The organism is Paraburkholderia kirstenboschensis (genome assembly GCF_904848585.1).
In the GTDB taxonomy this organism is placed as follows: Bacteria; Pseudomonadota; Gammaproteobacteria; order Burkholderiales; family Burkholderiaceae; genus Paraburkholderia; species Paraburkholderia kirstenboschensis.
This window is the reverse complement of record NZ_CAJHCR010000025.1, coordinates 1-21,689: the sequence shown is the minus strand read 5'-3', so window position 1 is coordinate 21,689 and position 21,689 is coordinate 1. Positions and strand designations below refer to the sequence as shown.

General features: G+C 60.0%; 13 protein-coding genes and 1 pseudogene. 6 read left to right on the top strand and 8 right to left on the bottom strand.

The window, feature by feature from the left end:
- Window positions 1–499: 499 nt before the first annotated feature.
- Window positions 500–1,870: an FAD-binding oxidoreductase gene (locus JMY24_RS34795; RefSeq protein WP_201703778.1), complete on the top strand. Its 1,371-nt coding sequence runs from the start codon at window positions 500–502 to the stop codon at window positions 1,868–1,870.
- 447 nt (window positions 1,871–2,317) lie between these two features.
- On the opposite strand, the gene JMY24_RS34790 is transcribed toward JMY24_RS34795, so the two are convergent.
- The 5 genes and pseudogenes from JMY24_RS34790 to JMY24_RS34770 all read right to left on the bottom strand — a co-directional run bounded on the left by JMY24_RS34790 (window position 2,318) and on the right by JMY24_RS34770 (window position 6,891).
- Window positions 2,318–3,742 (bottom strand): IS1182 family transposase, encoded by a 1,425-nt coding sequence (locus tag JMY24_RS34790; protein WP_128598336.1) that lies wholly within the window; start codon window positions 3,740–3,742, stop codon window positions 2,318–2,320.
- A pseudogene (locus tag JMY24_RS34785) lies at window positions 3,711–3,965 on the bottom strand (IS110 family transposase); the annotation flags it as partial. The pseudogene JMY24_RS34785 and the gene JMY24_RS34790, both read right to left, overlap by 32 nt.
- Window positions 3,966–4,579: 614 nt before the next feature.
- A complete protein-coding gene (locus JMY24_RS34780; protein WP_128598334.1) occupies window positions 4,580–5,458 on the bottom strand; it encodes a class I SAM-dependent methyltransferase in 879 nt (292 codons plus the stop codon).
- A gap of 416 nt (window positions 5,459–5,874) precedes the next feature.
- The gene (locus tag JMY24_RS39755; RefSeq protein WP_413231296.1) at window positions 5,875–6,330 is read right to left on the bottom strand and encodes a peroxidase family protein; all 456 of its coding nucleotides are present in this window, start codon (window positions 6,328–6,330) and stop codon (window positions 5,875–5,877) included.
- Window positions 6,331–6,390: 60 nt separating this feature from the next.
- Window positions 6,391–6,891, bottom strand: a complete 501-nt coding sequence (locus tag JMY24_RS34770) for a hypothetical protein (protein WP_128598331.1) — start codon at window positions 6,889–6,891, stop codon at window positions 6,391–6,393.
- Window positions 6,892–8,561: 1,670 nt separating this feature from the next.
- Between JMY24_RS34770 and ggt the strand changes: the two genes are divergently transcribed.
- Both ggt and JMY24_RS34760 read left to right on the top strand, forming a co-directional pair.
- Window positions 8,562–10,463 carry a gamma-glutamyltransferase gene (gene ggt / locus JMY24_RS34765; protein ID WP_128598330.1) on the top strand — a complete coding sequence of 634 codons (1,902 nt, stop codon included), beginning with the start codon at window positions 8,562–8,564 and terminating at the stop codon, window positions 10,461–10,463.
- Window positions 10,464–11,070: 607 nt separating this feature from the next.
- Window positions 11,071–11,634 carry a hypothetical protein gene (locus JMY24_RS34760; RefSeq protein WP_128598329.1) on the top strand — a complete coding sequence of 188 codons (564 nt, stop codon included), beginning with the start codon at window positions 11,071–11,073 and terminating at the stop codon, window positions 11,632–11,634.
- Window positions 11,635–11,853: 219 nt separating this feature from the next.
- Here the strand turns inward: JMY24_RS34760 and JMY24_RS34755 are convergent, their stop codons facing one another.
- Together JMY24_RS34755 and JMY24_RS34745 are read right to left on the bottom strand one after the other, a co-directional pair.
- A complete protein-coding gene (locus JMY24_RS34755) occupies window positions 11,854–12,279 on the bottom strand; it encodes a hypothetical protein (protein WP_128598328.1) in 426 nt (141 codons plus the stop codon).
- 706 nt (window positions 12,280–12,985) lie between these two features.
- Complete coding sequence (locus tag JMY24_RS34745; RefSeq protein ID WP_236597670.1) at window positions 12,986–16,387, bottom strand: nickel-binding protein; 3,402 nt, start codon at window positions 16,385–16,387, stop codon at window positions 12,986–12,988.
- Between the two features lie 186 nt (window positions 16,388–16,573).
- On the opposite strand from JMY24_RS34745, the gene JMY24_RS34740 reads away from it, so the two are divergent.
- A complete protein-coding gene (locus tag JMY24_RS34740) occupies window positions 16,574–16,927 on the top strand; it encodes a hypothetical protein (protein ID WP_128598325.1) in 354 nt (117 codons plus the stop codon).
- A 786-nt stretch (window positions 16,928–17,713) separates the two neighbouring features.
- Here JMY24_RS34740 and JMY24_RS34735 read toward each other — a convergent pair.
- Window positions 17,714–18,067 (bottom strand): hypothetical protein, encoded by a 354-nt coding sequence (locus JMY24_RS34735; protein WP_201703777.1) that lies wholly within the window; start codon window positions 18,065–18,067, stop codon window positions 17,714–17,716.
- 413 nt (window positions 18,068–18,480) lie between these two features.
- Between JMY24_RS34735 and JMY24_RS34730 the strand changes: the two genes are divergently transcribed.
- Both JMY24_RS34730 and JMY24_RS34725 read left to right on the top strand, forming a co-directional pair.
- Window positions 18,481–19,101, top strand: coding sequence for an SEL1-like repeat protein (locus JMY24_RS34730; RefSeq protein WP_128598766.1), 621 nt, complete (start codon window positions 18,481–18,483; stop codon window positions 19,099–19,101).
- Window positions 19,102–20,009: 908 nt separating this feature from the next.
- Entirely contained in the window at window positions 20,010–21,431 is a 1,422-nt protein-coding gene (locus tag JMY24_RS34725) for a hypothetical protein (RefSeq protein WP_201703775.1), read from the top strand.
- The last annotated feature ends 258 nt before the right edge of the window (window positions 21,432–21,689 follow it).

Here is a 21,689-nt window from a genome sequence, read left to right as displayed (position 1 = left end):
CACAAACAATGTGTGCAGCCTCCTCTCCGGCAGCGTGGAGTGTGTGCAACTCATTGAGCAGGCCGCGCACTTGATATCCGCGAGCCTTACCTAGTGTAGTCACTGTGCCGCCGCAGTAAACCTGGGAAGCGATGGAAAATCCTGGCGCCTTCACCCAACGTTCGCAATTGGCCCGGGCGTTGCCCTCTTGGCGGTCGGCCGCACCCGTGGACAGAGCGGCCGCCGATGGGTCGGGTTTCATTCGACTGGTTGCTCGCTCGTCTTGCTGTCAGTGTCGTCGATCGGAAGTTCCTTCCGGCAATTGCGTCGGGGCACTATGCTTTTCATCAAGTGGGGTGCGAGGCTAAGCTCGCGAACGGCTACCGGATAGGTGCGTAGATGCCGATCGATCCCACGCGCCGAGGTCGTTCTTGTCGACAGTTCGGCGCGAGGCTTCTTGGTACGGCAGCGCGTCGTCGCGCGGGCGCGCGATGGATTAACTCTTCAAGGAGGCAGCGTCATGGGCGAGTTTGCGATTCAGGAATTTCGCGGGAGGCTGATCGGTCCGTCAGACAAGGACTACGACGAGGCGCGAGCGCTGTACAACGGCATGATCGATAAGCGGCCCAAGGTGATCGCTCGCTGCACCGACGCCGCCGATGTCATAGCGGCGGTCAACTACGCGCGCGAAAACAAACTGCTTCTCGCAATCCGCGGAGGCGGACACAACGGTCCCGGTTTGGGCAGTTGCGACGGTGGGCTGGTCGTCGACCTGTCGCAGATGCGCAGCGTGCGCGTCGACCCAGCGAGCCGCACCGTGCGTGTCGATCCAGGCTGCACTGCAGCGGATGTCGATCACGCGACCCACGCCTTTGGCCTCGCCGTACCACTCGGCATCGTCGGCAGCACGGGGGTCGCAGGTCTGACCTTGGGCGGAGGAACCGGCTACCTCACGCGCAAGCACGGCCTCACGGTGGACAATTTGGTAGAGGTGGATGTGGTGCTGGCCGACGGCTCTTTTGTCACCGCTAACAAGGACAAGCACGTTGACCTCTTCTGGGCGGTGCGCGGTGGCGGCGGAAACTTCGGCGTGGTCACAAGTTTTCTATTTCAGGCCCACCCAGCCAAAATGGTGTTCGCCGGTCCGATCTTCTGGGACGCCAAGGAAGCCAGGCAAGTTATGGCGATGTACCGCGACTTCATCCCACACGCCCCCGAAGAGCTTGGTCTCTTTGTCGGCCTCAAAACTGTGCCTCCAACCGATCCCTTCCCTAAGGAGCACTGGAACAAACGCGCCTGTGCTCTGATCGGTGCTTTCAACGGGCCGATCGCAGAGGGTCAGCAGCTCATGACCTCGCTGCTCGAGAAACTGCCCACCCCGCTGTTCAACTGGATGGGCGAGATGCCGTGGACTGCCATCAACACGCTGTTCGACCCGTTCTTCCCTAAGGGCTTGCAGTGGTACTGGAAGGGCGACTTCGTCAAGGCGCTGCCTGACGAGGCGATCGACGTGCATATCGCCAACGCGCTCGAAGCACCGACCCCCTTCTGCCTGATGCACCTTTACCCCATAGACGGCGCCGTTCGGCGGGTCGCCAAGGATGCCACGCCGTGGAGCGCGCGGGACGCGTCATTTTCGATGGTAATTGCGGCTGTCAGCCCGGATCCCAAGGACGCCGAGGCGCTTAAGACCTGGGGCCGTGCCTACTGGGGGGCTATCCACCCGTTCAATCTGGAAGGCGCCTACGTGAACTTCCTGGACGCCGACGAGGCCGAGAACCGAGTCGAACTGAGCTACGGCGAGAACTACACGCGCCTTGCCTCGATCAAGGCGAAGTACGATCCCAATAACCTGTTCCGAGTCAACCAGAACATTAAACCGAAAGCGTGAAAATTTAAGCGCGCGGCCTCGCGCGCCCGCGCCGCGTCGCGGGATTCAGCGCGAACATGCTGCGGACATTGCCGTCGTCGTTGCCGGGTGACTTGCTTGTGTCGCGCACGTTTGAAGAGCGTCCACGTCGCGCGAAACTGATCAGCGCGACGCGTGAATCAGATCGGGGCTAACCGAACTCCGCGGGGTTCACGTTCCCCGCACTCAAGGTTCCTGGACCTCCCCGGTGCGCGCAAGCTACGCGAAACAGTTCGCGAGAGTCCGCTTCGGAGCGATCCTAAGCTGGTACGTCGACGTCCGTTCCTGGCCCAGAGTGTGTCAAAACGGCTGGCGACTGGGAATTGACGAAACCTGTCTCGGCGCAGGTCACGGCTTTTCGATTGCGGCAACCCAAACGTCAAATCACGGTCGAACACATCGCAAAGGGTCAACAACCCCGTACGGGCATCACGCCCTCATCGCCTTCATAACCGCTTCTGAACCGAGTAGCTTGATCGCCCGCTTCATGTTGTACGCCAGCACGTGCAAGCTCATCTCCGTGCTCACCCGCCCGATGGTCCGTGTCAGGAAATGAGTGGCACCCATCCATGCCTTGATCGTGCCGAACGGGTGCTCGACAGTCTGTCGCCGGATGCGCATCATCTCAGGCGCATGATCAAGTCGCACCTGCATCTCATCAAGAACAGCTTCGTGTTCCCAGCGCGTCACGCGACGTTGAGGGCCCGGCGTGCAGTCCCCTTTGAGCGGACATTGCTGGCAATTCGAACTCCAGTACTTACTGATCTTCAGGCCGCGCTCAACGGTCGAGAATCGCCAGATGAGCCGCTCGCCGGCCGGGCACCGATATTCATTCGTCTGGGCGTTGTAAATGAAGTCATCCTTGCCGAAGCGGCCGTGAGCCGTTGCGCTCGATGTCACCGTCTTCGGAACGAACACGCTTATCCCAGCCTCATGGCATGCGAGTATCTCCTCGCTCTTGTAGTAGCCGCGATCCGCAACTGCGGTGAGCTTGTCGACACCCATCTCTGCACGGGCAAGCTTCGCCATCGACGTCAACCGATCACGATCAATGCCATCATTAGTAACGACGTGCGCGACGATCAAATGGTGCTTCGTGTCCACCGCCGTCTGGACGTTGTAGCCGACGACTCCCGTTCCTCGTGTCTTCATCGAACGGGCATCCGGATCCGTGAGCGATACCTGTTTGTCGGGTGCCGCGTTGAGTTGGACCTCGATCTCCTTGAGGCTTCGCATCTGTTCCTTCAAGGCCGCAATCTTGTCCTGCAGTCGCGCTGTTCTGGCCGTCGCAATTGCAGGCTCCTGACGATCCGCTGTGTCCATTGCCTCGAGATAGCGAGCGATACTTGACTCGATGTCGCGCATGCGTCGTTCGAGCTTGGCGCTCGTGAAATTGCGGTCGCGGTGGTTCACCGCCTTGAACTTGCTGCCGTCGATCGCAACGATCGCTTCGGCGAAGAGGTCCAGACGCTGGCATAGCACGACGAACTGACGGCAGACGCTGCGGATCGCTTTGCCGTTGTCTTTACGGAACCGCGCAATGGTCTTGAAGTCCGGCGCCAGGCGTCCGGTGAGCCACATCAGTTCGACGTTGCGCTGGGCCTCGCGTTCAAGGCGACGGCTGGATTGAATACGGTTCAGGTAACCGTAGATATAGATCTTGAGCATCACCTCCGGATGATACGAAGGCCGGCCGGTCAGCGCTGGCTCAACACCTTCAAACCCGAGCTTCTGAAGATCGAGCTCATCCACAAAGACATCCACCACGCGCACAGGATTGGTGTCGGTCACGTAGTCATCAAGCGCTTCGGGAAGGAGAAAGCGTTTGCACGAATGGCCGGATAAACTGGGCATGCAGCAACACTACCTTGTGGCCAAGCGACTGAATCTTACGTGCCCACCAGTGAGCGCTTCCACAAGCCTCAAGGGCCACTCGACCCGGAGGGCGTTGGGCCAGAAATGCGATCAGATCGTCGCGTCCGAACCGGCGATTGGCAACCTCACCGGTTTGTGCATCGACCCAGTACATCTGGAATACCCGCTTTGCAACATCCAGTCCATAAGTCGTAACATTCATTTGGGGCCTCCGTTCCTCAAGTGGACGTGTCGAAACTCCACTCTGGCACATTGATGCCGTTCGGTTCTGGAGGCCCTCAATCATGCCCACGTCCCCGAGGGGAGGGCGGTGTCCATTCCATCTGGGCCGGGCGTTGCCCTCCGGGCGGTCAGCCGCACCCGACCCTCGCAGCCTTGCCTCGCTCAATCCGTTCTACGCTTCCACATCCATGCAATGGAGGCCGGCATCGAAGGCGCTGAGTGGGATGACGCACTTCGTCATGCCGAAGCTCTCGAGGCGTTCATGCAGGCCGAGCCTTTGCCATGGGCAGCTCTGCTCGTTCGACGCGTGCGCCTCGTTGCGGAGGCAGCACATGGCACAGACGTCGCCAGCACGCGAGCTCGACTTCGATGCCTGCGCGACGAGCTGCTTGCCGCGGGATTAGGGTCTGCTCTTCATGTAATCGATGCGGCGCTGGAACAGATAAGCGACAAGCCGGCAAATGGGCAGCTCGCGGGGTGAAGTTCATTTGCCCCACGTGCGGTCGTAGCTCCTCAGCGACCTGGACATCGTTCAAGGCGACGAAGAGCCGTGAGCACCGCGACCCGGATTCACCTCGCGGAATGCATAGGAGGCTAAGGCTTGACGAACTTCAGCGTCATGCGATCCGATTCTCCTATAGCGGCATAGCTTGACCGATCGACGTCGCCCCCTTCGTATGTCGGCGGCAGCGACCACACGCCGTGCGGATGGTCCGTTGTATCCTTTGGATTCGCATTGATCTCGCTGCGCGCAACGAGCTTAAAACCGGCCGCTTGCGCGTGCTCGATGACGAAAGCCTCAGTCACATAGCCAGAATCGATCATTTGCTGCACGGTTGTTCCCGGCCGCGCGCGATGCTCCTCGACGCCAAGTTCGCCACCATGCTTCAACGCGCCGTAAAATGCGCCCAGGTTGGCATCGATTTGTCCGTCCTTGATCCAATTATGGATATTCCGAAACGTTAATACGCGGTCGAACCGGTCATGGGCGTCGAAGCCGGCGAACTGACCTGCATGCAATGTGCCGACGACTACTTTTCCATACACCGCTGGCGCGTCCGCAAGCTTGCGCCGATAGGCGGCATCAGTGACATAGTCCTCTGCGGCAAGATCAGCGGACGTGCTGAGATATTGCGCCTCGCAGAGCAGACCTGCGTCGTGCAGGTATGGCGCAAGAATGTCCGTGTACCATCCGCCACCCGGCGCGATTTCGAGCACCGCTTGCGCCGGATAGACGTCGAAGAAGAGCAGCGTTTCTCGCGGATGGCGATAAACGTCGCGTGCACGCGCCTTATCGCTGCGCTGCGGTCCGGAGATGGCGGCGTCGAGCGACGTCGTGCCCGCCCTCTGCGACTGCCAATCATGGGACGAATTCTGCGAATCCACGGAAGAGGAAGCGCATCCTGTCAGCATGAGCGCCAGGCACGCGGCCCGCGTGACGGCGCGCGCCCGGTCCGGTCGGTTGATTTTCATGAAATAAACGCCGGTTGGAGGTAGGAACCGCGACGAGCGATTCTTAGAGACTCTACCTCACGTAAGGCCGACCGGCGAGACAGGCACCATCATGATTGAGTCGTACTTTCGCTATTTTGTGAAACGCCCGTGAGCGCGAAGCAGTGCCTAACCGTGCTGCGCTCAGGCAAGCAGAGCATGCGCGATGTAGCCGCCCTTCATCTCGCTCTGCGCGATCCCGCTAAAGTATGGATTTTGACCAAGCGCCCGCGAGCTTTCCACATCAGTTTGCTCGATGCCTCGGCGAAGTCGCAGGCAGGCTCCTCAGCCGAAGCACCGCTGTAACACGCCCAGCATGCCCACCCAGCCTTGGCCGAACATGCTGGATGAAACGCGCACGAATCAAGCACAGTCAGCGGTGTTTCATGATGCATGAGTCATGGTTCCCTTAGTTGTCCAGTGAATGAGATCGTAGACCGTCGTGATGTTGACGCCCGGCCCAGGGTCGAAACCACTGCGGGTCGTCTCATTCTCTGGTTTCCACGAAGGGTCCTGGAAGAGATAAGACATATGGTCGGGCGCACCGAATGGCCAAACCGGAATGCCGCTACTGAAAACTCTACGGGCAGGTATGCCTGACCCCGATGAGGGACATAGAAGTCGATTTGCGGCGCAGGACGATCGGTCGTCCCTGTGCCGATGAACACCTTGCTCCACGTCTCGGCTCCGACGATTCGCAGGAGATAGTCGTTGAGAACAAGATACTGATAGTTCCATCTGACGATGCACTGAGATTCGACGAACGCATCGTGAAACGACATCTGCCGCTGTCCCAGCAGCGGGTCGACGACCTTGTTGTGGAAGTTCAGGAAGACGGCGTGGATCTGGCACACGAGCGCATTTTCATCGTTGCGCGGGTCACCGATCAACGCCCGGCCCTCTACGTTGCGGAGCTATTCGCCGCGCCGTTCGGAATCGTCGGGATTCCGCCCCAATAGCATCCGAATGCCGCCTCCGTCGCGTTGCGCGTTCTTGTAAAGATACGGCTGATCGTCGGGACCACGGCCGTAGAGCGAGTCGAGGTCGAAACGCGGGGTTCGGAAATCTTCGGTTGCATCCGGGTCATTCAGTTTCTGAAGCGAACTATTCGGGTCGAAGGTCAGATCGTGATCGATGAACTGACCGAAGTACGTATATCCCGCTGGCAGTGTCGGATTCTCGTCGGGCGGCTCAGGGGCGCCATATAGGATGTCGAGCAAAGTGTTCGGGGCGCCCTGCCGATTGAATGGAACGCTGCCTTCGACGACGTGCGGTCCCTCGCGGACAATATTGAATTCGTCCGGATCGGGGTCCGCCGACGTTCGAAGATGGGCCGTCTCCAGTTGTATCAGTTCCTTCGACAGCGTGAGCAGATCGCCCCTGTCGTATGTCTCGCGATGCAGTGTTCGAAACATACGACCAAACCGCGCTCCGCTGATACTCGATGAGCTAACGTTATGAAGACCTCGTACAAAGCCATGTGATCCAGCCATAGTTCCTCCAATGAAAATCCTATGAAAAGGACTCCTATCCGTCGAATAGTCTTCCATCGGCGTAGTTGACTGAATGTGATGTGTAGCGGCGAGGCCCTTCACGGGCCTTTACATATTGCTTCCTCATGCGGCCTGAAGTATAGAAGTCGACTGACGTGTCGCAAGGAAGACAGACAGACATATTGACTGCCCTTTCCGCCAAAAGGACACTCAGGCGTCGTTCATGTATTCGCTCACTTAGAACGCCTACAGAATCGATTTCGCAATGAACAACTACCTAACACTCAGCGTCACATTCGCGACCATTTGGGCAAGCGATGTCGATCAGGATAGCGGGACAATCTGCATGCGGATGACTCCTTTTCTGTCTTCGGCTGCTGCCTTGGAGCAACACAATGAGCGTCACCCGCACAGAGCCTTAAATACCGTTCGCCTCGGGAGCTTCGGCGAGCCGCTGCGACAACAAGGGAATTCCCTCGGGGACAGGCTCCGCAACGGTGCGCAAGCCAATGGCAGAGGAAACATCGTTCACGGTGCCCTCCTGTCAACGCGTACGATGCAAAAGGAATACGCCCAAACAGCGTTCTGGAGTAGTTGACGATCGCGGGAACGGGACGATTATCTTGAGCCATGCGAAGGGGCAACCGGAAGGGTCGCGACGCTCTCTGACTGTTTTCGTACGCCAGTAGCAGCTGGCCGATGGGCTGTGGCGAGCTGTGGCACGGATTAGTACGTCAGGATTGTCCGGGAGACTTCCGTTGAGGATGGCCAGGCTGACATCGCCACTGTCCGCCATAGTTTGTCCGATTTACGCCCGCATGCTTATAGAAGCATAGGACCGCGCCAAGTTGCGCAGCCCATTACGGTGTGCGAAACACATCGTGCAGTGACCCGGGGGAGTCAATGAAACGCTACAGCAACGGCCATGTCTCTACGATACGACGACCGTTCGGACTGCTCCGACAACGGACTCGGGCCTTGGCATGCTCGTTGCCTTGGTAGCGACTCGGCGACGTCGTTCAAGCGCTTCACAATTGCGCACCCAGCGCGGATCGAAAGTGGGCGGCACAAACCAACGTCACTACGGTTTCACTTGCATCGAACGCAGACGGCATCTTTACTATAGTGAATATCCATATCTCAAAAGATGGGAAGGTCGAAGGGTATCCATCAGGAGGTGCGATATGAGATTCGTTGCATTGGTACTAGCTTTAATGGCGTTTTCAATGACGGCGCGCGCAGAACAGGGTGACGCAGAGGACCGTGCGCTCATGGACAAGGTTGCGTCGGAGGCTGGACTCCGCGCTGGCAATTCCACCCAGGGAAACACTAACCAAGGGACGATGAGCCCGCGCGAGTTGCCGCGAGATAAAAGCGAGCCATCGAAGGGCAGTCAATAATATCGCGGACATTGGCATGGAGAGAGAAACGGTCCCCTGACACGCTCGACACCAGGTTCGGCAGCGGAGCACCGGCCCCTGTGTAGCGACCGTGCAGAAGCAAGCAACCGTTGAGAACATAAGCTCCACCTTGGTAGCGCTAAGGCGCTCGCCGCAATAACGAGTCATTTCCGCACGTCGGAGGAGAAGATCATGGCGCAACCAAATCTGGCAACCGCACGGATGCCGAAGCACAGATTCCGCCGTACCCTTGCGACCGTCGCCTGGAGCGCTCTGGCAGCCGCGTGCGGGACGCAACAGGATACCGCCAAGGTCCAGGCTCCGCCCGTCGTGGCTTCGGCGCCACAGCCGACCACGCCGACGACACCGGCAGCTCCCGAAGTTTCATCGGGCTATCGGACTGGCATGGCAACCGTGTATGCCGGCCGTCACATGGCCGCAGCGGCGAATCCTCTCGCCACGGAGGCCGGACGCCAGATCCTGCGCCGTGGAGGATCTGCTATCGACGCCGCAATCGCGATGCAGGCCGTGCTGACGTTGGTGGAGCCGCAGGCCACCGGCATCGGAGGCGGCGCCTTCATCATGTATTGGGACGGCAAGCGCGTGCACGCCTATGACGGCCGTGAGACCGCGCCGGCCGATGCGACCGAAAACCTCTTCGTTCGCCCTGACGGCCAACCCATGGACTTTAGCGAAGGCCAGATTGGCGGACGCTCCGTGGGCACTCCAGGCGTGTTGCGGGCACTCGAACTGGCGCACGGTAAGCACGGCCGGCTTCCCTGGGCAACGCTTTTTGATCCCGCCATTCGATTAGCCGAGAAGGGCTTTCCGATCTCTCAGCGTCTTTATACGCAAGTGGCCGCTGACAAGTTCCTGTCCGGATCTCCACAGATGGCCGCGTATTTTCTGGACGCGCAAGGCAAAGCCAAACCGGTGGGAACGATCGTCCGCAATCCCGAACTGGCGCAGACACTCAAGCAGATCGCAGCTGGTGGCGCGAACGCGTTCTACGTGGGGTCCATCGCGCGCGATCTCGTCGCCCAGGTCAACAGCAGTGCAAATCCAGGCGCCCTGTCTCTTTCAGACTTGAGATCCTACCGGGCAAAGGAACGCTCTCCGTTATGCACCGACTACCAGCGCTGGCGAGTATGCGGCATGCCGCCGCCCTCTTCCGGCGGCATCGCCATAGCGCAGATTCTCGGCACTCTCGAGGCACTCGCAAAGCGGGATCCGCGCTATGCGCTCGCTTCGATGAGGCCGTTGCCCGTCACCACTCCTGCTCTGTTCGAAGCGCAGCCCGATGCCGTGCACGCGATCGCCGAGGCCGATCGCCTTGCCTACGCGGACCGAGGCATGTATGTGGCCGATTCCGACTTCGTGCAAGTCGACGTAGCCGGTCTCACGAACTCCCGCTACCTGGCGGACCGGGCGGCAATGATCAATGAAAAGAGCATGGGCAAGGCGCAACCTGGCGTGCCCGAGGGTACGAAGGTCGCCTTTGCGCCGGACCCCTCTCCGCTTCGGACTTCCACGTCGCAGATCGTCGCTGTCGATGACCGCGGAGGCGCGATTTCAATGACGACGACGATCGAATCGTACTTCGGCTCGCACCTCATGGTTCACGGCTTCCTGCTGAACAACCAACTCACCGACTTCTCATTTTTACCGACGGAAAACGGCAAAGCCATCGCTAATCGGGTAGCGCCGGGCAAGCGTCCCCGCTCGTCAATGGCGCCGACCCTTGTGTTCGATCGCGAAACTGGCCAGTTCCTTGCTGCCCTTGGCTCCCCTGGTGGATCGCAAATCATCGAGTACGTCTCGAAGACGCTCGTGGCGCTGCTCGACTGGAACATTGACGTGCAAACGGCCATCGGTATGGCCAACTTCGGCAGTCGCAACGGACCGACGGAGCTGGAGAGGGGGCTTGTCACACCAGTGTTGGCGGACGAACTGAAGGCTCGCGGTCACCAGGTGTCGCAGGTAGAAATGACGAGCGGTGTCCAGGCAATCATGCGGCAAGAGAGCGTCGATGGCCGCAAGGTTTGGGCCGGTGGTGCAGACCCTCGACGTGAAGGCATCGCACTCGGCGATTAAGGTGGGCTGCGGACAATCTCTCGGGCAACGACCGCGTGCGACCTCTGAGCGGCCCTGCGATCTCTTGAAATGAACGCTATCTCTCCGGTCCGGAACTGGGCCACCCATCACGCTGACGGGACGATCGATATGCGTCATGCGTACCTGATTCGTACGGCTTTGAACACAACCCCGGTTGTCGCTGGAGACGGATCTGCCAAACGTCCGAAGCGGGCCGGGAGCTACTTGATCTGTTGTGCCGGGGTCCACCACTGCCCGCCTACGCAACTCCGTCGATGCAGTCGCCGTGATCATGTCCGGGAAAGCGACTAATTTCCGATCGCAGATTGCGTACTAACGATCTTCGGTATCTGTGCGCCAAAGAGGTGCGCGCTGTCAGTGGGGCGGGACGACTGATCCTGCAATTTTTGGCTCGCCGGCGCTGTGGTGTGCTTTTACAGTAGCCGGTTGTTGACGTGTCAACGGCAAACAGTCTTTTGCAGGAGTCCGTTGAAGTCGCCGAACAAGTCCGCCTGCGGCCCCATACTCGCCGACAGTGATACCGCGTGGAAGGACGAGGCCAGTTCGTCTCAGCGAGAGTCGGCGCAAAGGCAATCGGAGGGTTCCAGTGAAATTAATCCGACAAGTGTTCCTGGCTCTTGGCATCCTGTCGACGCCGTTCGCTCACGCAGACCCAGTGAGGCTAGAGTTCGTTGTGAACCTCAAAACAGGTGAGCGAGGAATGCCCAATCAATATGACAAGCTGGAGCTTGGCGAAGGCAGCGGACGTTACGTCGCTTCGCTCAGGCAAAGCGGCAAGGTGACCAGCAAGGGCCTGCTTGAGGATGCAACGGTGCTTGATTGGGGGCTTCACGAAGTCCCGACTGAAGAGGTCGCCGCAGATGGCAGCAACGAGGCAGAACCGAATGGAGGTGGCCCGGGCTATCTGGTCTTTACCCTTCCGTCGGGTGACAAGCTCACCATGCGGTTACACATGCATCTTCAGTATGTTCCTGAGTCGCACGAAGCTCCGCGGCCCTTCATCTTTGGTCTCTGGCAGATCGTTGGCGCGAGTGGTAGTTTGAGCCACTTGCAGGGAACAGGGGTAATTCGCGTCGAGCGACGGTCAGCAGAAGAGCGCTTGTGGATCCTCGAGGGTGAAGTTGGCCGTGCGAAGACTGCCTCACAGTAGATGCTCCAGGACTTCCAGACCTTTTTCTACCGCTGTTGTCCTGCTCCAACCGCTCAAAGGTTCAACGTGCGCTCGGCACACGTGAAGTGCAGCCGTGCAGTTGTCGCGCATTCGCAAATCCGCTGAATGCGAAGTTCCAGCACTGTTGGTATTTCAACTGGGGCAAAAACGAGCGCGCTCTTTCGCGCTCGACTTAACCGGCATTCTTCCATCCGGCATTTACTCACCCGCCGTCGGATTAGCGGCGTTCGAGGCATCCTCGCTCACGCAACGCTCCAGGGCGCTGATTGCTTCCTCGGCTGCCGCTACTATTTCTGTGCACTCCCCATAATGTCGAGTGTGCTCCAGGCTTTTGCAGCCTCCATACCTTTTGACTTGCGCCAGATCGGTGCGAGCCTTCTTCAGTGCCGCATCCGGTGAACCGCTGTCCTCAACCAGTTTTGCGATATCGAAGATCGTGCCGGACTTCAGTTCCACATAGGTGGGACAGACCGGTTTCGATTGACCCTCCAGCACGAATCCGCCACAAGCAGCGAAGGCGAGCAGTCGTGCGACCCGACCAGTCAACTTGCACATAGCAACCTCCCGCTGCCCCAGCACCAATGAGCCCACATTCGGACTCCTTACGTCGAGAGTGAACAGCATCTGCGAAGCGCCAGGATTCATCACTACATCCGAGAATAGCTGGTTTATAGCCAGTTTCCAGAATACTTAGGCAATCGAAATAGAACCACTCGAATTCATGGGCGACCTGTTATCGCAGGCATGCCGAGCGCTGATGAATGGCTTCACGCTGACGTGGGGGATCCACGAACATTCCCGCTGGCACGCCGAACCCAGTTCGCCATTTCGAGCATTCCCTGCCCGGTCGCGACACCGCACCATGATAGAAAGAAATCTATCGATTGCTCCGGTGCCCGCAAAAGCGGACGGAGTAAAGTGGGACGAAGCGGTCTCGTATTCGGTGTACTACCGCGAAACGGATGCCGCTGCATTGACGCCGATCGGCTCCATGCGAGAGCGACGCTCTGGCGATTCCAGACAGGAATCCGGTTGCCCTCGGTTACCTTGCTCTTCGCAGTTCAACCAGCGCCGCAACGTAGCGCAGCTTCCCTGCTACATCCGAAAGATAGCCGCGCCCTCGCGCCACATCGAGGAAACTGCTTCCGGCATCGAATTTCAATGCCCACAGCCGCGGATCGACTGATTGACAGGTACGGTCCGCATGGCAACTGTGACAGGCACCAGCTAGCCTTTCTGATCCACCATGTTCAGAAGTCCGGAGGTTAGCGCGATTTACTCTGCGCGCCCCGTGCCGACAGTGCACGACGTCTGGCAATCTGTCGTCGCATCAGCCACCGATGATCTCGCCGGACCAGACATGATCGAACACGGCGCCTGCTTCTTTCTGAACTTTCCGGACCGTTTCAGCGTCGGGTGCTTCGTACTCGCAGATCATGTGCCTGCGATCAGACGAAACGACGCTGCGTTTCCACACGACACCATAAAGCTCGCTACACGGCGCTAACCGATCTTCGGCCACCGCCAGGTCTTCATCCGACTGAGGCATCGGAAAGCTGCGCTCCACCACAACGTGCGTCATTTCACATCTCCATTTCGACCGCTCATCCGTCAAGGCTAATGCGTACGCGTTGGCATTACCGTTGTAATCGTCGGGAACCGAGTTTGTAGACGCACGATTGCCGCGTCGCTCCGGCGACCCGGTACTCGATCGCTCAGCAATTCGCACAAGGACGCGATGTGGAGCTCGGCGCGCTCCACATCGCCTGCCGAGAGCGCCGATTCGAAGGATGGCCGTGGCAACGATCATTTCTGTCGTCGAATGCAAAGCGCTTGCCGCCGACAGCGCCTCGGTTGCATGAATGCCTGCCTTCCCGTTCCAGCTCCAGTCGAGGAAAAGAAGCGCTGCTTCATTCAGGGCACGACAGAGATGTCGTTTGTCGTCCGCCTGACGCAACCCGTCGAGGCCGTGAAAAATATGACTATGCGGATCGTCGCCTGCAAGACGCAGCCTTGCGATTTCGCCGATCACATTCGCGTACGGTGCCCCGGAGTCGCCGAGCTTCATCGCTGCTGCAGTGATCTCATCGGTCAGGCGACTGACTTCCTCGAAAGCTCCGCATTCGAGGTCGATAGTCGCGAGCCAGACGAGACATTGATATTCTCGCCAATGGTCGCCTGTGAGACGCGCTTGCGCCACAGCATCGGTCATCCTGGCACGTGCGAAGTCGATATTTCCATCAGTACGCGCGAGAAGCGCCTCGCCCCACATAAGCTCGACCACGCGCAAGTCGCAGACCTGCGCCATTGCGCCGGCTTCATGCAGAACGCTGCGGGCGCGAGAAAGGTCACGCTCCAGTTCAAGCAGGCACCGGCCGGTGTTGGCAAGCTGCTTGCAGCGCGTAATCGCATCCGCCCTGCGCGCTGCCGTCTCCGCTCTGATCGTCACGAGTCGCGTGCGCTCGACTTCGTTTGCCTGCTGTGTCAACCACGACAGACTGTGGAGTGCCTGGACCACGTCCGCATGAAGCGACAGCGCTTCCGCCTCCCGAATGGCCTGCTCGAGTTCTTCCTCGAGCGCGGCGGGCCGCCTGTCACCGGAACACGCGGCTGCCACGAGCCGCGCCGTCAGAAGCTGAATGTTGAGGCGCACGCGCTCACTTCCGGGCGCTATTGCGCGAGCGTGAGCGATCCCACGTTCAGCGACAGCGAGGGCTTCAGCAACTGCGAAAACCCGAAGACAGTGGTGGCTCGCTTCGACACATGCCCGCGCCGTCATCAGCGGGTCCTCGGCCAAGGTAGCGTGATGAACGACTGCGCCATGCAATTGCGGATCGTACCTGCTCGCTGCCAGCAACTGCCGGGCAATCTGATGATGCATTGCGCGCCTGTGCGGCTGTGAAAGCGTCTGGTACACCGTCTCACGCACCAGGTCATGTGCGAAATCGAACCCGCTCTGGTTGGGCGCGATCAAACCGCGGCGCTCGAGTCCCGTCAGGGACGCGAGAATGTCCTGAAGCGGCTTATCGGTCAGTTCGGCAAGTTGCTCCGGGGCGAAGCTACGGCCGATGGTCGCCGCGAAACAAAGCAGGTTTCGAGTCGGGTGATCCAGCACAGTGAGACGTTCTTCGATTAGCGTGGCGATAGACGGCGGCCAGTCGCCCCTCTCCGGTGTCGCGGCCCGAGTCAGTTCAACCAGATAGAGCGGATTACCACCGCTTTCACGCAACGCCCGCCCGGCCGACATGTTGTTGCCAAGTGCGGCAACGATCGTTTCGACATCAGCAGCAAGAAGCGGCCGCAACGGCACGCGATTGAGCTTGCCGTCGCGGGAAAGGGACTGAAGCAACATTCTCGCCCATGGGTTGTCGTCCACCTCCGCAATGCGGGCCGTCGCCACGAAAACGATCAATTGACCGCCGAGCCGTCGCAGAGCGAAATGAAGGAGCGCCGCCGACGCTTCATCCAGCCATTGAAGGTCATCGAGTACGATAGCGAGCCGCCGGTTGCAACTCAAGCGCTCAAGCAGTGCCATAACTCCTTCGAAGAACTGCTCGCGGTCTCCCTGATCGGGCTGGGTTCCGGGCATGGCTGCGGACGCCGCACTAACGAAAGGCGCGAGCGGTTCGCCGCATGCAATCACATCATTCGCTGCGACGGCGCGCAGTGCATCAATCCAGATCCCGTATGGCCGTATCATCTCGGCCTGATAACAGCGGCCACGCAGCATGACTGCACCCGAGATCGACGCCTGCTTTTCAAAATAGTCGAGCAAGCGCGTCTTGCCGATACCCGGTTCTCCACTGAGCAATGTCAGTTTGGGAGACGTTGGAGGCGCAGACAACAATGTGTCGAGCTCCGTGCACTCAGCGGTGCGCCCGACGAGCGGTGGCGGCGATGGGAATTGCTGATGCTCGACGCTGTTGCGAAGAGCGAGGTGGCTTATCGATTCGTCAACTCGGGTCATCGCGCGCTGTCCGAGCCTGAGATGCCGGATCAGATCGTCGAGCGTCGCACTCGCGGATGCTCCCAGTTCACGGCGCATAAGCGCCCGCGCATAATCATGGTGATGCTCGGCGTCGGTGTGCCGGCCGGCACCATGCAAAAGGCCAATTAGCGTAGCATGCGCGGCTTCGTCGAGTGGATCGGCCTCAACCAGTTCCCGCCCGCGCTGCAAGGCAGCCGGCTCGTCGCCGTTCATCTTCGCGACGAGGGCGCGAAGCACCGTTTTGCGCATGTGGCCGAAGCTCTCGCGCTGAGCGACGCACCAGTTGTGGAACCGATAACACGAGGGAAGATCCAGTCCGCTGATGAACTCGCCTCGCAACAGCGTTGCGGCTTCCTCTAGCGTGGACAGCGGCATCGACTCGGCTCCCGATGCGAGTAGCGACTGCACCTTCGCCGTATCGATGCACGCATCGGCAGCATCGAAAGCCACATGAGTCCGACTGGCTACGATCCGCTTGTGCGACGCATCGTCGAGCAACGGTCGCAGCTTGCTCAGGCTCCAGCGCAGCGCGGCGCGAGGATCGTCAGGGCCGTCCCAGAGTAGATCGCATAAGGACGATCTCGCGACTGCACCTTCGGACATTACAAGGTAGGCCAACAAGGCACGCGTGCGCCGCGAAGCGGGCAATGTCACTCTTGCACCATCGCGCCTGAGTTCGATTTCGCCAAGCAGGCGAATAGTCAAAGAGCCGCATACGCTGTCGGCCATGCCGTCGGTTAACACGCTGCCTCCAACGATCAATACAACGTTCCCGGCGCAGCCTGACGCTATCGCCACCGCAGCGGCGTCAATCAGAGAGTCGTCCATTCCCAGATTACTACCAGATCGCAGGGCTCCGCCACCGGGATTCGGTCTCATGTGAAGGCTTCGGAGAACCAGATCGTGCGTGGCCTACCAGAGGAGGTGATCGTGGCTTTCGTGCACAAAGATCTCAGCGAATACATCGAGCGGGCTTCTTACCGGCCGGTTGAAGTGGAAGCGCGGGTCGCGCTAACCGAAGCGGATGTGCTTCGACTGTATGAAATGCTCGCCGAAAACCCGCTCACCGCGGAGCACATTGCGAGGCAATCGGGTACGGATCTGCGCCGCCTCAGCGATTGGCTGACGATGCAAACCGCTCGCGGGCATCTTCAGTACGACGCGGCCAGCCAGCGTTTCTGGATGGGCCACGGGGAGGCGTGCGCGATCGCAAAAGATCCATCACGAGCCTTCATGATTCAGGCATTCGCTGCCTGGCGCAGCAGCCGATTACAGGCAAGGTGATCACCGTTGTCGCGCTCGTCGACCGCAAATTTTGCTGACCGGAGCCGATATGAAGCTAGCACGCAGTTTGAACGCCTTTGCTAGCGGCGACTGTTCCTCGGAAACCGGGGCGTTCGTCGAAGGCTTCGCGAACGACTGCTTGCCAGGAGTGAGCGGTCCGACCGGCGCTGGCGCACAAACGTCGGCTCGGGCGGAAACGCGGCGTTGGTGTCCTCGGCTCCGACGCCGCAGTTCGGCGTTTGTGAAGATTTGCGTAAGGGCGAGTCGCGTGAATGCCCCGCCCGTCGGGTTCGGAGTATTGCGGGCGCCTTAGCGCAGCCGGAGGATATGTGAATAGTCGACGCATTCCCCGCGGCCATATCGAAGCCGCGGGGCCGCGCTCTTCTCCTCGCTACCCCGATCACGCCTGTTGTTTGGTGACGTGTGAAAGAATACGCCTACGCTGAAGCCCGCCCCTTACGCAAACAGACGGACAAAAGAGCCTCTTTTCGTGAAAGATGGGACGAAGTTTGAACAGCGGTCATCCTCATGGGGAGTGCGGAGCCAGGGCGATCCTCCCGACCAGCGGCGAATCCCGCCAATCAATTGCCTTCTGACAACTTGCGGACGGCGTCCTCAGTCTGGATCGTCGACGTGCCTCGTCGCCAGCGGCACGCGAGCGTGGCGCGGCATCGTGCAGAAGCCCGCCGTAGATTTTTCTTTTGCGTCATGGCCTCGATCGTGCTCATGAACTCGCGCACCTGCGTGGCACCCCATTCGATGAAGGTCGTCGAGTTCGGCGCCCTTTCAGAACAGCGACGTCTGACGCGGATCGCGCGCGGGCGGTCGCGAGGCGGTGACCGCCTTGCGCCTGCGTGCGGATGCGCGCCGCTGTGTGACGCGGCGTAAATGCGCGATCAGGGAGACGGTGTGCGTACCCGCCATAAGTGCGAGCGCAAAGTGTCCGATGTCTCCCGGCGCGCTCGGGCGATAGGCGCGCAGCGACGGCCGCAGTGCAAGGCGCCGGGCGCGGGCGATCAACTGGCCGCGGCTCATACCGGGCCAGCAATCCGCGACGAACTGGCGGACGATGGCGGGCAGTGACTCGGGGGCGACGTCGCCGGGCAACGCCAGGGCAACGAGTTCAAATGCATCAGCCATCGTAGGACACTCTCCTTCTCCAACGTCGTGTGAAGCAGGCTGGCAGACACACTTGCCTATGGGCTCGCGAACCCGCCTCTGCCATCCGGTTCGGATCTTGCCACAAGTCGCGATATGAATACCGCCGCCATCCAGGCCTGATCATCCACTACGGTTTGCGCCACCGCCTTGATGTTGCAGGAGGTGCCAGTGCCTGCCAACGCTTCGGAACTCTGTGCACGACTCACCGCCGCGCTGGATCACAGCACAAACATTGAAGCTTTGCTCACAATCGTCATCTGACTGGGACGGGGAAACGATGGCAACCCTCCATCTGGCGAACGCATGCGAATGGGGCGCACCAGTTCCGAAAGTTGCATTTCACAAAAGGTGAGCTAGAATCAGGTGCATTCCTCACCAACGTGTTGCTCACCATGCAAATGCAAAGCTGGGTAGGAACGATCGAGCGTGAATGGCATCAGTTGCGCCTCGCTGACCCTACTCTGGATGTCGAGAAGTTTTCCCGTCACGTCATCGCGGCCAACAAGACCGGGTTTCTGTCGCCCGAGTCGCTCGCCGCGATCGCCAATGCTCTTCTCACCAGCACGCTCAATCGCGCGCCGCATCTCGGCCGCTGGTTGCTTGAGTGCATTGGTGCTAACCGGCATCCCGCCTGGCGGATGGCAATGGCCATTTCTCTCGTCACACCGACCGGAGGCGAGGCGGACCTTGAGAGAGGTAATGCCATCTTCGAAGACGTGATGAAGGATGAGACCGCGGACGGCCATCTTCGCGGCATGGCCGCTGCAGCGCTGGCCGATAGCGCACGCCTCGGGCGGGGCATGCCGGCCGATACGAGCCGCGCGCTCACGCTCTACGAGCAGGCCATCACACTGGGCCACAAGGCCTCAGCATACAATCTCGGGCTTCACTGGGAGGGCGCGTGGGGTGCCGAAGAGAAGAGCGTCACTCAGGACCGCACAAAGGCCATACAGAGCTATCGGCGCGGCGGGGGTGACATGCGTTGCCAACGCCGTCTGGCAGCGCTACGGTGAAGGTGCCGTACCGCCCGCCGGACGAGACGGAGGTCGAGGTTAAGAGGTGAAGCCGCGTTGAGCTGGGCGCAGATACGCCGGCAGGCAAAGTGGTGCGAGTGTCAGTCCCCAGATCGAAGCGGTCAGATCCCTACGTAGTCAGCACCTCACGTTCTGTCGGACGCATTCGTGATGACACAGGCAGTGTCACCAAGTGTCACTATCCGCGACCTCTTCCCTTGGAACTTGCGTCAGGCATTGGCGACATCCGCCACTCGATGGACGCTGTCATCAATGGCTAGCGGCGACAGTACAGCACAGACACTCTCCGTTCTTCGTGATACGAGGACGCGCATTATCCGAATGCAGGTCCTCGCGAAATGCAAAGTGAGAAAATAACCGCGCCGACCGGCGAGCAGGCTTTCCCGATTGATCGATACCGGCGATGCGAATCGGCAAGCTGGTGTATGCGCTGCCCTGGTGCTTCGGAGATCGGCAGATCTCGTGCATCACTGATGGCACGTTCGCAAGAAATGCCTGGTAGGCCGAATCATTCCGGGCGGCAGAAGTTCAGCCCGACTTTCGAGGAGCTGACTGACCAGCCAGCCCCCGTTCGCTAACCACCGACGGATCAACCGCCGGCCGCGCTTTGCGTTGAACGTGAGAGAGCCGGCGCATCAATCTTCGATCGCCAGCCTGATATCTGACGATTTCGTGTGACCGGCAAAAGGCTGAGGCTGACTATGCATTGCTTTACAGAGCAGCATCACCAGATCGCGACCGGAGAGCGCGGACGTTAACCAGTACCACACTATGGCCGGATTCTCCCCGTGTGTTTTCGCGCTATCGCGTCGTTCGGCATCCGATGCCAGCATCACGTCATCTATAATCGCACTCAGCACACCAGTGATCGCATGGAGCCCTACTATATGAGTCAAACCCGCGGACGATATGCGGGATCTCGGGACAGCGGCCAGCGCCAACCTCGTCACGTCAAACAGTCCCAGCCGAAGCGGCCGAGGCCGCCGTACGTCAATGCACCTGCCCGGGACTCTGCCCAGACTGCCTCCATTTTCAAGACACGATCGTTCCAGTTTCTGGTGGATACGGTAGGCGCGGAGAATATCGCGCTGGGACTGGGATCGAACATGGCGCGAGTGGCCGAGCTGACGAAGGGTGAAAGGTTCACGCCCGAGACTGCCTTTCACATGGAAACCACGCTTGGTTTGCCTCACGGTTTCTTTGACCAGCCCAATCCTGCGCTTGCGCCCGAAACCATCGCCCGCCTGAAATCACCGCTCGATTTCGTCCTGGCCGACGACGAACCGGAAGCAGTGTCGGAAACACCCATGCCGCCTTCCGCCGTTCACGGCGGCCAGCAACCATATCCTGCAGACAGTTTGTCGGGGGAAGCGCAGATGCCGAAAAAAGCGACGGGCGGCTCGCCCAGGGCCGTCAGAAACAGTCGAAGCCAGATGGCCGCACCGCCTGCCCCACGTGCGCCGCGAAAAGGTTCACCTTCGAAACCCCAGAAATCTGTCGGGGGAAACCAGCAGCGACCACTCGCGTTAGACGACAGCGGTGACGTAGAGAAAATTCGGCGCGCGAACCTCCATGTTTTGACGGCCCGTAACGGATCGAAAGCAAGACTCGGTGTGGTCATGGAAATGAGCGGATCCAACATGGCCCACCGGCTGTATGGCAAAAAACGGCTCGACAGTGTTGAAGCAAACCGTTTCACCGAACGACTTGGTTTGCCAGCTGGCTGGCTGGACACGCCGCGTTTGGAAGCCGACATCCCGGAGTCGGTGTCGCGATTGCTCACGCCCGCCGCGCGCGGCCGTGCATCCGTTGAAAAGAAGGAGCCACGACCGGGCGCAACGGAAGGTCACGCGCCGGGCAAGCGCACGGATGCGACGGCGAACGCGGCGCACGCGCGGGCGAACGTCCGGACCGGTGCGGAAGACCCCGCATCGGCTTTTGCGGACGGCGCGACAGAAAAAGAGACGACCGTCGCCAGCCAGCACGATCATGTCGCCGATGCCCCCGACGGGCCTGCCGCTCGCGTATCTGGCGAAGATGACGGCGGCGAATTGCCCGCAGTCATATCGCCACCCACACCGACAACCACCGCGGCAACCACGCCAGCCACCACCGGGTCGTTCAGGACTGCCGCAACGCCGCAGCCATCGCCCGGGACGCTACCTCCGTCCGTGACAAGCCTGGACCATCTTCACGGCATTGCGCCGATCGCGGAAGCACTGCTCAAGACGCTGGCAGGCAAGGCACGCACGGGCCGGCTGGATGAGCTGAAGGCGCTCGAGCTTTTGCACCAGGCAGTCCTGCTGTGAGTCGTCGGTCGTAGGACGTAATGAATCTGTCACCGGCCCTCGCCAGTAGCCGCGGGCCAGAACGCGCGCGAGTTGACACTTTTATGTCCCTTCGAATCGGCATAAAAGTGTCAACTCGCATATGTCCGTATTAAATTTGCCAACTCGCCTCCTACACTTCGAATCCCGTCCTTAGGAGGCTGACCTCATGGCGGATACCCTTCAGGTCACCAGGCCGATCGCGCTTGGCCGTCCACGCGGCGCACATCGATTTGAAGC